This window comes from Ferrovibrio sp. (assembly GCF_002796975.1).
GTDB lineage: Bacteria > Pseudomonadota > Alphaproteobacteria > Ferrovibrionales > Ferrovibrionaceae > Ferrovibrio.
Window position 1 is genome coordinate 1 of record NZ_PEKV01000020.1, and the last position, 13,298, is coordinate 13,298.

Sequence of the window (13,298 nt, forward strand, 5' to 3'; positions counted from 1 at the left end):
TCGCGAATCGCCGCCGGCAGGGTCTCGAAGAAGCGGCGATACAGCGCCAGCGGATAGACCACGCGCACGCGCCGGCCGGCCGAAGAGGCGAAGTCGTTGGTGACGCCTTCGATCAGCGCCTCGATCAGGCGGTTGCCGCTGACCGGCAGCGCGTTCAGTTCGTAGCCGGCGTCTTTCATGGCGCGCAGGATCTCGACCACGCTCTGTGGTGTATCGAGGCCGACGCCATTGCCGATGCGACCGTCGCGGTTCGGGTAATTCGCCATCACCACGGCGATCTTGCGTTCGGCCGGCGACAGGCGGCCGAGCCGCGACCAGGCGCAGGCAAATTTCGCCACATAGCTGCAGCGGCCATGATCGGGCTGCAGCCGCACGATGCTGCATTCGGTGCGGGTATCGAACTGCGCTTCGGCCTTGAAGGCGACGGCGCGGGTCATGATGCGGCCGTCGATTTCCGGCAGTGCGACGGCAATCGCGAGGTCGCGCGGATTGAGGCCGCGCGTACCATTCGCCCAGTCGTCGCGCGGCTGCGTGGCGAACACGACCTGCAGGACAGGACAATCGCATTGCCCAAGGGGATCATCGATGCTGCTGTCGCCGCCGGTCGGCGTGCCGAGCGCGAAGCTGGTCGCATTCAGGATCACGTCGGGTAGGGCGTGGTCCAGCAGCGTGCCGACGATATCGGCCGACAGCCGGTCCTTCAGACTGGTCACATAGATCGGCAGCGGATTGAGGCCCTCGGCCGACAGCGCCTGCACCAGCGCATCGACAGCGGCCAGATCGCCGGCCTGCATCAGCGCGCGGTAGAACACGATAGCGGCCACGGGGCGCGGTCCGGCGCGCGCGCCGTGATGCAGCGCATTCCATTCCGGGCGCAGGCTGTCGAGATCTGGATCGTGCAGACCCGGCCAGTAGATGCCGGCGGCCGGCAGCGGTCGCGCCGGCGGCGGATCTTCCGCGCGGCCGATCATCGCGGCGGCGCGGCGCAGGCAGTTCTGCAGATTCTCGATGCCGCCTTCGCGGAAATACTCGAACAGCATCGCGCGGGCTTCGTCGTCGACGGTGGAGAATCCGTCCAGCCCCGGATCGGGCTGGCGGTCGCCCGGCAGGAAGGCGAGCAGGATGCCGCGCGCGCGGCACAGATCGCTCAGCCGCTCGACGCCATAGGCCCAGTAGCTCTGGCCGCCGAGCAGGCGCACGATCACCAGCCGGGCATGCTGGATCACGCTCTCAACGTAAAGATCGACCGCGTAGGGGTGGCCGAGCTGCAGCAGGTTGGCGAGCCGCAGGCGCGGGAAGTCGTCCGGCAGCGACGAGAGCGCGCTGCTCAGCGCTGCCAGTTCGGTATCGGCCGCCGAGAGGATGACGATGTCGCCGGGTGTCTGCCCCAGATCAACGGCGCCATCGCTGGTCGCCGCGCCGCCGGGTATGGCATTAAGCAGATGCACGGCGGCGCGACCTTTACAGGGCCTTAGACGGCGGCGAGGGCAGCGCGGATCGCCGCCTCGTCCAGCCCGGCCTTGCCGATCACCACCAGCCGGGTGGCGCGGTGTTCACCGCCCTGCCAGTCGCGGTCGTAATACTGCGACAGCCGCGTGCCGACACCCTGCAGCACCAGGCGCATCGTCTTGTTGGCGACGGCGACAAAACCCTTCACGCGCAGGATGTCATGCTCGGCGATCACCGGCAGCAGGCTGTCGAGCAACGCCTCGGGCGAAGCCTGTTCGGGCAGCGTCACCGAGAAGCTGAAGAAATCCTCGTGGTCGTGGTCGTCCTCATTGTCGTGATGCGACTTGCGTGCGGCGATATCATCCTCTGCAGCCGCCTGCAGCCCCAGCAGGATATCGGCCGCCACTTCGCCACGGCTGATCGGCAGGGTCTTCACGCCCTGACGCAGATGCGTGGCGATCTCGGCGCGCACATTGTCCAGCGCGCCCTCGTCCAGCAGATCGGTCTTGTTCAGCAGCACGAGGTCGGCGCAGCCGAGCTGGTCCTCGAACAGTTCTTCCAGTGGATTGTCGTGATCCAGGTTGGGGTCGGCCGCGCGCTGCGCCGCCAGCGCCTCTTCGTCATCGGCAAAGCGGCCTTCGGCCACGGCGGCGGCATCCACCACGGTGACCACGCCGTCCACGGTGGTACGGTTCCTGATGCCGGGCCAGGCGAAGGCCTGCACGAGCGGCTTGGGCAGCGCAAGACCCGAGGTTTCGATCACGATATGCGTCGGCGGTTCCGGCCGGTCGAGCAGCTTCTGCAGCGTCGGCAGGAAATCGTCGGCCACCGTGCAGCACAGGCAGCCATTGGCCAGTTCGACGATGTCGTCTTCCATGCAGTCGGGCGCGCCGCAGCTTTTCAGCAGGTCGCCGTCGATGCCCACTTCGCCGAATTCATTGACGATCAGTGCGATGCGCCGGCCATTGGCATGGGTGATCAGGTGGCGGATCAACGTGGTCTTGCCGGCGCCGAGAAAACCGGTGACGACAGTGGCGGGAATCTTGGCAGCAGGGATTTTGGTGGCAGCCGTGTTTTGCATTCTTCAAGCGTCCTGTTGCATGACGCCGACACGGAAGGCCCCGCCGGTCGCGCCGCAGCCCCTTCTGGGGGTGGGCGAGAATGACACAGGCCGGGCGCCGACACACCCCGTCCGGCACATCCGTTCGACCAAGGGTGATGGCAGGTCTCCGGGCTTGCGGGTCATAGCAGGTCGTGCGCCTTCCCGGCGGATTTCACATCCTGCCAGTGGCCTGTTGCACGCCGCTCGCCGCCTACCGTAGCGGGGGCTGCCGCGGCTTGCGGTTTCTGCGCCCTCTTTGTGCAGCAGAAACCGGCACCGCGTTCCCTTTTCATCGCTGCCACATCAAAGGCATGACGTGGCGGCGAACCATCGCGGCGGACGGTAAGCCGCGCTCCCGGTCTTGTCAAACCGGTCGGCCTTGGGCACAAAGGGAGCGGGTGGGTCCGCATGCAGCGCATTTTCTGCGCGCGTTTCAAAGAGGTTGCCATGTCCTTCAACTCCAAGCTCGGTCGGACAGTTCTGCCGGCCATCCTTCTGGCAAGCCTTGCTCTTCCGGCTTCGGCCCATCCCGGCCATGATGCCGGCGGTTTCGCCACTGGCTTCGCGCATCCCTTCAGCGGTTTCGACCATCTGCTCGCCATGCTGGCGGTCGGTCTGTGGGCCGTGCAGTTTGCGGCGCGCAGCGAAAACCGCGCATCGCTCTGGCTGCTGCCGGCGGCCTTCGTGCTGCCGATGGGCGCCGGCTTCCTGCTGGCACTGAATGGCATTTCGCTGCCCGGCGTCGAAGCCGGCATTGCACTGTCGGTGCTGCTCCTTGGCCTCGCCGTTGCTTTCGCCGTGCGCCCGCCGCTGACTGCCGCGATGGCGGTGACGGCGCTGTTCGCGCTGTTCCACGGTCACGCGCATGGGACGGAAATGGGTGTGGGCGTTGCCACCGCCTATGCCGCCGGCATGCTGCTGGCCACCGCGCTGCTGCATGGTTTCGGCCTGGTCGGCGCGCGTCTGGCGCAGCAGCTCACGGTGCCGGTGCTGACGCGCGCTGCCGGTGCCGCCGTCGCCGTGGCCGGGGTCGTGATCCTGGTTGGCTGACGCCTTTGTCTTTCTGAACGACCCGCGTTACTGGGCGGTGGCCGGCGCAGCCGCGCTGGCCGGCCTGGTGCGCGGCTTTTCCGGTTTCGGCGGCGCGATGGTGTTCATGCCGATCGCCAGCCTGGTCTACGAGCCGAAGCTCGCCGCCATCCTGCTGTTCATCGCCGATGACATCGCTGCCCTGGCCATGCTGCCCGATGCGGTGCGCCGCTGCGTCTGGCGCGAAGTCCTGCCGCTGGGCATCGCGGCGGTGATCGCCGTGCCCTTCGGTGTGGCGCTGCTGGTGGTGGCCGATGCGGATCTGATGCGCTGGGTGATCTGCAGCGTGATCCTGCTGGCGGTCGGCCTGATGGCGCTGGGCTGGCGCTATGCCGCGCGGCTCGGCCTGCCGGCCACGCTGGGCACCGGTATGCTGGCGGGTCTGAGCGGCGGCGCGGCGGCCCTGCCGGGTCCGCCGGTGGTGCTGCTCTGGCTCGGCGGGCAGGGCAATGCCGCCACCGTGCGCGCCAACCTGATCGTGTTCTTCGGCTTCACTGCCACTGCAACGGGTGTGGCCTACTGGTGGAGCGGTCTGTTCACGCAACAAAGCCTGCTGATGTCGCTGCCGCTGATCCCGGCCTATCTGCTGCCGCTCAATCTGGGCAGCCGCCTGTTCGCGCGCTCCAGCGAGCAGCAGTTCCGTCGCGCGGCACTGGCGCTCTGCGCCTTTGCCGCCCTGTCGGGCCTGCCGTTGTGGAGGCTGCTGTAAGAAATCAGTGGTGCCTGTATTTGCGCGCGGCTTCTTCCAGCGCGCCGAGCAGCTGCATTTCGATCTTGCTGCCACTGCCCTGGATGCGGTTGCCCATCACGACATAAAGCGCGTCGATCTGCGCCGCGATGATGTCGAGCTGGATCGGCGTAGGCACGCCCATATCCTTGGTGAAATCGTTCAGCGATTTGGCAAAGGCGGTCAGCAGCGGATATTTGAACATGCCGCCCATGCCCTTGATCTCGAGCGAGAGGGAGCGGATCGCCTGCATCGCCTGATCGGCGCCGATCTGGCTGTTTGCCACATCGTTCAGCGCCACGCGCAGCCCGCGCAGCTTCTCGGCGACCTCGACGGTGAACTGGTCGGTGGCCTTCTCGACCACCGCTTCCAGCTTCCTGATTTCCTCGGGCTCCAGCTTGAGCTTGAAGCCCTTCTTGAAATTGACGGCCTTGCGTCGCAATTCCTGCGACGGCGGCATGAAAACAGGCTTCTTGCTCATCCCGGACGATTAAACCACTGTCGTCAGACAGCCTCAACCCGGCGTTCGGGACCGGCATAGTCCACCTTGCGGCGGCGGCGGTCCGGGCCGAAATATTCGCCGATGCGCACGAACTGGCGCGGCCGGGCAATCGCCGAGGCGAGGCGGGTGTAAAAGCCGTTGACCGTATAGGGCTTGGCGACGAATTCCGAGACGCCGCAGTCGCGCGCGCGGCAGACGTATTCCTCTTCGGAATTGGCCGTCATCATCACGATCGGCATCATGCGGTTGGGCGAACCGCCGTCATTGCGCACCCAGTGCACGATGTCCATGCCGTCGCGGCCAAGCTTTTCCTGGTTCAGCGCCCATTCGGTGATCATCATGTCGGTGCGGCCCATGCGCAGCACATTCACCGCGGTCTCGAAATCGCGGGCGCGGTCGATATATTGCGCATCCAGCATCTGCAGCACATCGCGCACCATCTGACCCATCAGGCGATTGGGTTCGACAACCAGGAAGCTGATTTTGGAGAAATCGATACGCTCGTGATCGGCCATGTCTGCGCTCACCTTGGTCCTCCCGCGTACGGGACTAGGACATAAACTGTACTAGAAGAGGNNAATAACTTCTCGGTAATCTGCCCTAAAGGGTGAGATTTGATCTGATTCTGCCGGGATTAACGCTGCTCGGGCGGTCGGGTGCCCCGGCTCAGTTCGCCGGAACCTGGAAGCTGGCCGGCGCGGGATCGATCACCCGGCCGCCGCCGCGGCGCTGGATTTCCAGCACGGCCAGGCCGCGCTGGACCAAACCATTGGTCTGGAAGCGGAAAATCCCGTCATAACCGGCAAACCCGTCCGGGTTGGTCAGGCCGGCCTCGTCGAAGGGCGCGGCGATGCCAGGAGACTCACCTGGGCGGCGCGCCAGAATGCCGACCAGCGCGGTGGCGTCATAAGCCAGGCTGGCCAGCCGCGGCGGCCGGCGGCCGAAGCCCTGCTCGAAACGGCGGGCGAATTCGGCGAAACCGTCCGGCGTCGGGCCGGCATACCAGCCACCGACCAGGGCCGGTTCGGTGCTCAGGGAAGGGTCGTCCCACAGGCCGGTGCCGAGGAAGCGCACCGCGCGCGGGTCGATATCGAAGAAGGGCAGCAGCGGCGCCAGCGCACGCAGACGGGCGCCGCCCTCAGGCAGCAGCACGGCATCGACCGGGCGGGCAATGTTCGGATCCACGCCATCGACCGGCGGTTCTTCCGGACCGCGCGGCGGCAGGCTGCGCAACGCCGCGGCGAAGCGGCGCACGCCGGGCGTCAGATCGCCGCTGTCGACCGGATAGCGGTCCTGCCGCAGCATCTGGCCGCCGGCGGCCTGCACCGCCGTGGTGGCCGCCTGCACCACCGCATTGCCATAGGGCGAATCCGGTGCCAGCGCGGCAAACCGCGTCAGGCCGCGGGTGCGCGCATAGGAGATCACGCGCTCGACCTGCTGGTCCGGCGTGAAGCCGAGCAGGTAGACGCCGCCGCCCGCCACGCTGCGGTCGGTCGAGAAGCTCAGCACCTTGATATTGCGTTCGCGCGCGATCAGGCCGACGGCCGAGGCTTCGTTGGCAAACAGCGGCCCGATGATGATCTGCGCGCCTTCCGCGATCACGCGGCGCGCGGCTTCGGAGGCTTTTTCCGGATTGCCCTCGGTGTCGCGCGGCAGCAGCACGAGGCGATTGTCGGCCAGGTCGAACAGCGCCAGCTGCGCGGCATCGAACAGCGCGCGGCCAAGTCCCGCATTGGGCCCCGACAGCGGGGCGAGGAAGCCGACGCGGATTGCATCGGGACTGCCCGGCGGCAGCAGTGTCGGTGCGGCCGGCAGCGGCTGCGTCTCGATCGCCAGCGAGGGCGAGGCCGGCTGGGGCAGCTGCTGTTGCAGCGCCTGCTGCATGGCGGGCGGAAGATTGACCTGCGAATTCGCCGGCGTGCCCGCCGAAGGGGCGACGCGCTGCGGCGCGCCGGTGCCGGGCACCACGCGGTCGAGCAGGCCGGGCAGGCCGCCCTGGGCCTGGGTCCCGCTCTGGCAGGCGGCTAGCAGCAGCACCAGCAGGACGGGCAGAAGCCGGGATATGACGCTCAGGAATCCCTGGGGCATAGACTGGGCGGAAACCCGGCCTCTACAATGCGTGACGCAGCTCAGTCCGACGCCCATGACACATCCAATCCAGCCGCCGTCCCCCCAATCGAAACTCGAGGGCTCCAGTTTCGGGGTCGATACGGCACAATTCACCCCGGGCTTATATCTGGTGGCCACCCCCATCGGCAACGCCGCCGATATCACCTTGCGGGCGCTGGCGCTGCTGAGCCATGCCGATCTGGTGGCCTGCGAGGACAGCCGCGTCACCGGACCGCTGCTGAAACGCTACGGCATCGACACCCCGCTTTTCCCATACCATGAACATAATGCGGCGAAAGTGCGACCCCAGCTGATCGAAAAGCTGAAAGCCGGCGCCGTCATCGCCCTGGTGTCGGATGCCGGCACGCCGCTGGTGAACGATCCGGGCTACAAGCTGGTGCGCGCCTGCATCGAGGAGGGCGTGGCCGTCACCGCCCTGCCCGGAGCCTCGGCCGTGCTGGCGGGCCTGAGCCTGTCGGGCCTGCCGACCGACCGTTTCCTGTATGCAGGTTTTCCGCCGCCCAAACAGGCGGCGCGGCGCAAGTGGCTGGCCGAACTGAATGCCGTGCAGGCCACGCTGGTACTGCTGGAAAGCCCGCAGCGGCTGGCCGACAGTCTCGCCGACATGGCTGCCGTGCTCGGCCCGCGCGAAGCCGCCGTGGCGCGCGAGCTGACCAAGAAATTCGAAGAGGTGCGGCGCGGGTCGCTGGCAGACCTCGCCGCCCATTATGCCGAAGCCGGTGCGCCGAAAGGTGAAGTCACGCTGGCGATTGCGCCGCCGGCGGAGCAGGCGCCTGCCAGCGCCGACGACCTGGAGGGTGCGCTGACCGAGGCGATGGCGCGGCTGCCGCTGCGCCAGGCGGTCGACGAGGTAGCGGTGCTGCTGAGCTTAAGCCGCAAGACGGTCTATGCGCGCGCCTTGGAATTAAGGACGGCCCTGGAACTGAAAGATGGCAACGGCTGAGCGGCATGTCAGGGGACGGACCGGCGAGACCCGCGCGGTCTAGTGGCTGCGGCTGCAGGGCTTCCGCATTCTGGCCCGCAACTGGCGGCATCCGCTGGGCGAGATCGACATCCTGGCCCGGCGCGGCCGGCTGATTGTCGCGGTCGAGGTGAAATGGCGCGACGGCCTGGCCCAGGCGGCCGAGGCGGTGCAATTCGCACAGCGCCGTCGCATTGCCCAGGCAGCCGCGGTATTTCTTGGCCAGCAGGCCAGGGCGGAAACACTTTCGCTACGATTTGATGCCATGCTGCTGGCGCCGGGCCGCTGGCCGCGGCATATCCGCGACGCCTGGCGGGTCTGAGCGGGCCTGCCTGTCGCCGGAAACTGTTACCGAGTCGAGACGGCCACTATCTGAGGAGTCTTCCGTGTTGCAATTCCCTCTTTCCCGTAGCCTGCGTTTTGCCCCCCTGGCCCTGCTGCTGCTGGCGCTGCCGGCGCTGCAGGGGTGTGTCGGCGTGGCCGTGGGTGCCGGCGCGGCCACCGGCGTGGCCGCCGCCGAGGAACGCGGCATCAAGAATGCCGCCAACGACAAGGGCATCCAGCTCGCCATCAACGACAAATACCTGAAAGAGAATCAGTATGTCTGGCGCAAGCTCTCGGTCACTGTAATTGAGGGCCGCGTGATGCTGACCGGCGCGGTCGGCACCGAATATTCCAAGGACGAAGCCACGCGTCTGGCCTGGGCGGCGAGCGACCGCATCCAGGAAGTGATCAACGAAGTGCAGGTCACCAACGAGGGTGGCGTCGGCGCCACGGCGTCTGACAGCTGGATCACCACGCAGCTGCGCACCAAGATGGCGACCGACAAGGAAATCGTCGACATCAACTATTCCATCGAGGCGGTGAACGGCACGGTCTATCTGCTCGGCCTGGCGCAGACCGACGCGGAAATCGTCAAGGTCACTGATCATGCCCGCACCATCAAAGGCGTACGCAAGGTGATCAGCCATGTCTGGCTGAAGACCGACCCGCGCCGTCGTCCGGTCTAGGCCAAAAAATGAGTCAGCGGGCATGACGGACAGCGCAGCGATCGAAACGGCCCTGAAGGCTCTCGGCGCCGCGCCCGACGACGGTTTCGACATCGCCGAGGCCGCACTGCTGTTCGCCGCGCTCGACAGGCCCGGTCTCGATCTCACACCCTATCGCCGTCATCTCGCCGATCTGGCCGCTGCGCTCAGCCGTATCGATGCCGGCACCGAAGTGGCGCCGCGCGCCATGGCGCTAGCCGCCGTACTCAGTGCGGAATTCGGCTATCGCGGCGACAGCGAAACCTATGACGATCCGCAGAATGCCGATCTGGTGCGCGTCATCGACCGCCGCATGGGGCTGCCTGTCGCGCTCGGCGTGCTCTACATCTATGCCGCCCGCGCCCAGCTCTGGCCGGTCTGCGGCATCGACTTCCCCGGCCATTTCCTGATCCGGGTGCAGGGCGAGGATGGCGCGCTGATCCTCGATCCGTTTCATCAGGGGCGCATCGCCGCGCCGCCCGACATGAACGATCTGCTGCGCCGCATCAGCGGTGCCGAAGCCGGCGAGTTGCAGCCCGAGCATGTGCGGCCGATGACCGGGCGCGAAGTGCTGCTGCGCCTGCAGAACAATATCAAGGCGCGCGCCTGGCGCAGCGGCGACAAGGAACGCACGGCGGAAATCCTGCACCGCATGCTGCTGGTGGCGCCGGCTTTCGCCCCCGCCTGGCGCGAACTGGGCGTTGTGGAGGGCGAACTGGGCCGCATCCGCCAGTCGATCGCCGCCACCGAACGTTTCCTGATGCTGGCCGGCGACGAGGCGGCAAGCCTTGAGGCCGAGGTCTTCCTGCGGCACATTCGGCGCCAGCTGAACTAGACCTTGCCGCGGGCCTCCCTAAATGGAGCCGCCCGTATTCATAAAAAAGGCCCGGCTTCCCCCGTTCGGGACGCCTGCTTTCAGAAAAAGGACAGTGCCATGGCCCTCAAGGTGGCGATCCAGATGGACCCCATCGAAAGCATCGATTTCGATGGCGACAGCACCTTCGTGCTGGGGCTGGAGGCCGAGCGCCGCGGCTATGTGCTGTTCCACTATCTCGCCAGGGATCTCAGCTTCCGCGATGGCAAGGTGCTGGCGCGCGGCCGCGCCATGAAGCTGCGCGCCGACCGCGACGATTACTACACGCTGGGCGAAACCGAACTGGTCGACCTGGCCGAAATGGACGTGGTGCTGATGCGGCAGGATCCGCCGTTCGACATGTCCTACATCACGGCGACGCATATCCTGCAGCATATCCACCCAAAGACGCTGGTGGTGAACAATCCGGTCGCGGTGCGCAACGCGCCGGAAAAGCTGTATGTGACGCATTTCGACGGCGTGATGCCGCCGACGCTGATCTCGTCGGACATGGAAACCATCAAGGCCTTCCGNNCCCGAGGTGCGCGCCGGCGACAAGCGCATCATCCTGATCGACGGCCGCCCGGCCGGTGCGGTCAATCGCGTGCCGGCCAGGGGCGAGGCGCGTTCCAACATGCATGTCGGCGGCCGGCCGGAAAAGATCGGCCTGACCAAGCGCGAACTCGAGATCTGCGACGCCATCGGTCCGCATCTGAAGCGCGAGGGGCTGATCTTTGTCGGCATCGACGTGATCGGCGACTATCTCACCGAGATCAATGTCACGTCGCCCACCGGCATCCAGCAGATCAACCGCTTCGATGGCGTGAAGCTGGAAGCCGAAATCTGGGATGCCATCGAGGACGCGCTCAGCCGCCGCTCGATGGCGTAGCCCTGCGCCAACCTCCGTAGACGGCTGTTTATTTATCTGTCGTCCGGCCGCGCGCCGTCCTAGTCTGTCCCCGGGGAATGGGGGCAGGTGGGGATGTCGGGTCTGGAGCAGCAGCTCTGGACGTTTGAGGAGCGTGTCAAACACGCGCTGATTCCGTCCGGGTTATATATTCGCTACAAGGTGATGAGGGAGCGCTGGTCGGGCGAGCCTGAACTGCGCCTGCTGGAGATGCTGGTCGACCGGCGGCGCAATGCCATCGATGCCGGTGCCAACAAGGGCACCTTCACGCATGTGCTGGCCGGCCTGGCCCAGCATGTTTATGCCTTTGAACCCAATCCGAAGATGCTGGCGGTGCTGCGCCAGACTGCCGGCGACAATGTCAGCGTGTCGGCGCAGGCGCTGGCCGATCGCAACGGCCCGGCCGAATTCCTCATCCCGCGCGACCGTCACGGCAGCCATTCCAACCAGGGCGGCTCGCTCAGCCGCATCAAGGTGCGCGGTGACCATACGGTCGTGCCGGTGCAGATGGCGCGGCTGGACGATCTCGGTCTGACCGACATCGGCTTCATCAAGATCGATGTCGAGGGCGGCGAGCTGGAGGTGCTGGCCGGCGCCGGCCAGTTGCTGGCGCGCGATCGGCCCGTGCTGCTGATCGAGATGGAGGAAGTGCATACGCAGACCCCGATCGAACTGTCGCTCGCCAAGGTGCTGCAGTTCGGCTATCGCGCCATGTTCTTCGACCGTGCGCGCCAGAGCCTGCGCCTGCTGGAGGATTTCGACCCCGAACTGATGCATCGCCAGCGCGGGGCTGGTTATGTCTTCAACTTCATCTTCCTGCCGGCCTGATCTCCCGGCCTGACCACGACCCGGCCCCACCACGGTCACAGAACCCGGCTGCGCCGCAGGGTGTTGTCCTTTGCGAAAGCGAAGGAGGACACGCCATGCGCAAATTCTTGATTGCCGCCGTCGCCCTGACGGCACCGCTGACGATCGTTGCCTGCAGCCCGAGCCCGCCGCCGCCGCAGACCGTGATCGTCGATCCGCCGCCACAGCGCGCCACCGTGGCACCGGGCCAGGCCGTTGTTGTGCCGCCGGGCAGCACGGTTAAAACCTGCCCGCCGGGCTATACCACCTGCTGAGCCGCTACCTGCACGGCAGGTTGCATATCCCAATACGTGTAATGCCGTTTGCACGCATATGATTGAACCTGTCTGGACCGCCTGACTCTGCAGCGCGACGTGAGTCGATGGACTGCGGAAACAGGCGATCCGCAGATTTTTCCGCCTGCAATTTCATGCATGGCAGCCGCAAGGATTGATCAGGATATTTCGCCGTGACAATCCGGCATCCTTTGCCTATTGTCCGCGCCCAATAAACACCGGCACCAACGAACGACGTTATGGGCGGGGGCTGCAGAGTTAGTGTCTCAGGGGGCGTTTCTCGGTATTCAGGATGTGCAGCGGCTGCTGGCGGACCCTTCCCCAGCGGCACGGGCTGACACGGCCGCGAAAGTCGCCCGCGCCTTTGCCCATGAAAACCAGGGTGGCACCGCCTTAAGCGCCACCGAACGCGAACTGGCCCAGGCGATCATCGCCGCCCTGGCCCGCGATGCGGAAATCCTGGTGCGCCAGACGCTGGCCGAACAGCTGCGCGACTCGCCGCAGCTGCCGCGCAGCGTGGCGATGAAGCTGGCGCGCGATGTGGCCGACGTGGCCACCCCGCTGCTGCAATTCTCGCCGGTGTTTTCCGAGGCCGACCTGATCGAACTGGTGCAGGCGGTGTCGCCGCTGCATCAAAGCGCCATTGCCGGCCGCGGCAAGGTTTCCGCGCCGCTAGCCGCCGCCCTGGTCACCCATGGCGCCGAACCTGCCGTCGCGGTGCTGATGAACAACCGCGGCGCCGAAGTCGGCAGCGCGATGATGGAACGCGCGTTGGAACGCTTCCCTGACAGCCGCGCGCTGGGCGATGCGCTGGCGCGCCATCCGCAGCTGCCGCCGAAATTCGCCGCCCGGCTGATCGCGCAGGTTTCGGACACGCTGCGCGACGCGCTGGTCAGCCGCTACCAGATTCCGCCGGCCATGGCCACCGACACCATGATGCAGCTGCGCGAGCGCAGCCTGCTCGGCCTGCTGGGCGACGGCGCCGAACCGCCGGCGCTGGCCGATCTGGTCGCCGATCTGCTGAAGCGCGGCCAGCTCACCAGTACGCTGTTGCTGCGCGCCCTTGGCGGCGGCGATCTCGCCTTCTTTGAACAGGCGGTCGCCCAGATCGCCAATGTGCCGCTTAGCAATGTGCGGCTGCTGATCCACGATCCGGGCAAGCGCGGGCTGCAGGCGATCTACCAGCGCTGCCGCCTGCCCTCGGAATATTTCAAGATGACCGAAGCGGTGATCGATCTGGCGCGCGGCTTCGATTTCGTGCGCGGTGCCGCCGAACGCGCCGAATTCGTCGAGATGGTGATCGGTATGATGCTGGCCGATTACGCCATCCTGTGGGACCGCCATGAGCAGCAGTGGCTGGCGCGCCGCCGCAGCCGCGCCCAGGTCGCGCAACGTCTCGCTGCCTAGT

14 protein-coding genes, 1 pseudogene and 1 riboswitch are annotated in these 13,298 nt (G+C 66.5%); of the genes and pseudogenes, 10 read left to right on the forward strand and 5 right to left on the reverse strand.

The annotated features are described in order from the left end of the window. Together CTR53_RS19300 and cobW are read right to left on the reverse strand one after the other, a co-directional pair. On the reverse strand, positions 1 to 1,448 hold a 1,448-nt coding region (locus tag CTR53_RS19300; RefSeq protein WP_290817398.1), incomplete at its 3' end, for a cobaltochelatase subunit CobN. 23 nt (positions 1,449 to 1,471) lie between these two features. Beyond that, positions 1,472 to 2,530 (reverse strand): cobalamin biosynthesis protein CobW, encoded by a 1,059-nt coding sequence (gene cobW, locus CTR53_RS19305; protein WP_290817402.1) that lies wholly within the window; start codon positions 2,528 to 2,530, stop codon positions 1,472 to 1,474. Between the two features lie 121 nt (positions 2,531 to 2,651). Beyond that, a riboswitch (cobalamin riboswitch) is annotated at positions 2,652 to 2,898 on the reverse strand. A gap of 100 nt (positions 2,899 to 2,998) precedes the next feature. Between cobW and CTR53_RS19310 the strand changes: the two genes are divergently transcribed. Then, positions 2,999 to 3,601, forward strand: coding sequence for a HupE/UreJ family protein (locus CTR53_RS19310; RefSeq protein ID WP_290817405.1), 603 nt, complete (start codon positions 2,999 to 3,001; stop codon positions 3,599 to 3,601). Next, complete coding sequence (locus CTR53_RS19315; RefSeq protein ID WP_290817409.1) at positions 3,594 to 4,349, forward strand: sulfite exporter TauE/SafE family protein; 756 nt, start codon at positions 3,594 to 3,596, stop codon at positions 4,347 to 4,349. Before CTR53_RS19310 ends, CTR53_RS19315 begins: the two co-directional genes overlap by 8 nt. A 4-nt stretch (positions 4,350 to 4,353) precedes the next feature. Here the strand turns inward: CTR53_RS19315 and CTR53_RS19320 are convergent, their stop codons facing one another. The 3 genes from CTR53_RS19320 to CTR53_RS19330 form a co-directional block, all read right to left on the reverse strand. Next, a complete protein-coding gene (locus CTR53_RS19320; RefSeq protein ID WP_290817412.1) occupies positions 4,354 to 4,848 on the reverse strand; it encodes a hypothetical protein in 495 nt (164 codons plus the stop codon). 23 nt (positions 4,849 to 4,871) lie between these two features. Further along, complete coding sequence (locus CTR53_RS19325) at positions 4,872 to 5,396, reverse strand: response regulator (protein WP_290817415.1); 525 nt, start codon at positions 5,394 to 5,396, stop codon at positions 4,872 to 4,874. A gap of 139 nt (positions 5,397 to 5,535) precedes the next feature. Further along, the gene (locus tag CTR53_RS19330; RefSeq protein WP_290817418.1) at positions 5,536 to 6,957 is read right to left on the reverse strand and encodes a penicillin-binding protein activator; all 1,422 of its coding nucleotides are present in this window, start codon (positions 6,955 to 6,957) and stop codon (positions 5,536 to 5,538) included. Positions 6,958 to 7,108: 151 nt separating this feature from the next. Between CTR53_RS19330 and rsmI the strand changes: the two genes are divergently transcribed. The 8 genes and pseudogenes from rsmI (at position 7,109) to CTR53_RS19370 (ending at position 13,297) form a co-directional block, all read left to right on the forward strand. Then, complete coding sequence (gene rsmI, locus CTR53_RS19335) at positions 7,109 to 7,942, forward strand: 16S rRNA (cytidine(1402)-2'-O)-methyltransferase (RefSeq protein WP_290817420.1); 834 nt, start codon at positions 7,109 to 7,111, stop codon at positions 7,940 to 7,942. Positions 7,943 to 7,994: 52 nt separating this feature from the next. Continuing rightward, positions 7,995 to 8,282, forward strand: a complete 288-nt coding sequence (locus tag CTR53_RS19340; protein ID WP_290817649.1) for a YraN family protein — start codon at positions 7,995 to 7,997, stop codon at positions 8,280 to 8,282. Positions 8,283 to 8,346: 64 nt separating this feature from the next. After that, the gene (locus CTR53_RS19345; protein ID WP_290817423.1) at positions 8,347 to 8,970 is read left to right on the forward strand and encodes a BON domain-containing protein; all 624 of its coding nucleotides are present in this window, start codon (positions 8,347 to 8,349) and stop codon (positions 8,968 to 8,970) included. A gap of 22 nt (positions 8,971 to 8,992) precedes the next feature. Then, the gene (locus CTR53_RS19350) at positions 8,993 to 9,823 is read left to right on the forward strand and encodes a SirB1 family protein (RefSeq protein WP_290817426.1); all 831 of its coding nucleotides are present in this window, start codon (positions 8,993 to 8,995) and stop codon (positions 9,821 to 9,823) included. 99 nt (positions 9,824 to 9,922) lie between these two features. After that, positions 9,923 to 10,730 (forward strand): annotated as a pseudogene (locus tag CTR53_RS19355) (glutathione synthase). Between the two features lie 93 nt (positions 10,731 to 10,823). After that, positions 10,824 to 11,576: an FkbM family methyltransferase gene (locus CTR53_RS19360; protein WP_290817429.1), complete on the forward strand. Its 753-nt coding sequence runs from the start codon at positions 10,824 to 10,826 to the stop codon at positions 11,574 to 11,576. A gap of 95 nt (positions 11,577 to 11,671) precedes the next feature. Then, positions 11,672 to 11,869, forward strand: coding sequence for a hypothetical protein (locus tag CTR53_RS19365; protein WP_290817432.1), 198 nt, complete (start codon positions 11,672 to 11,674; stop codon positions 11,867 to 11,869). Positions 11,870 to 12,151: 282 nt separating this feature from the next. Then, the gene (locus CTR53_RS19370; protein WP_290817435.1) at positions 12,152 to 13,297 is read left to right on the forward strand and encodes a DUF2336 domain-containing protein; all 1,146 of its coding nucleotides are present in this window, start codon (positions 12,152 to 12,154) and stop codon (positions 13,295 to 13,297) included. The last annotated feature ends 1 nt before the right edge of the window (position 13,298 follow it).

Excerpts from the sequence above, each read along its gene's own strand:
- cobW (WP_290817402.1), bottom strand. The coding sequence starts at position 2,530 with ATGCAAAACACGGCTGCCACCAAAATCCCTGCTGCCAAGATTCCCGCC.
- CTR53_RS19310 (WP_290817405.1), top strand. The coding sequence starts at position 2,999 with ATGTCCTTCAACTCCAAGCTCGGTCGGACAGTTCTGCCGGCCATCCTT.
- CTR53_RS19320 (WP_290817412.1), bottom strand. The coding sequence starts at position 4,848 with ATGAGCAAGAAGCCTGTTTTCATGCCGCCGTCGCAGGAATTGCGACGC.
- CTR53_RS19330 (WP_290817418.1), bottom strand. The coding sequence starts at position 6,957 with ATGCCCCAGGGATTCCTGAGCGTCATATCCCGGCTTCTGCCCGTCCTG.
- CTR53_RS19350 (WP_290817426.1), top strand. The coding sequence starts at position 8,993 with ATGACGGACAGCGCAGCGATCGAAACGGCCCTGAAGGCTCTCGGCGCC.
- CTR53_RS19360 (WP_290817429.1), top strand. The coding sequence starts at position 10,824 with ATGTCGGGTCTGGAGCAGCAGCTCTGGACGTTTGAGGAGCGTGTCAAA.
- CTR53_RS19365 (WP_290817432.1), top strand. The coding sequence starts at position 11,672 with ATGCGCAAATTCTTGATTGCCGCCGTCGCCCTGACGGCACCGCTGACG.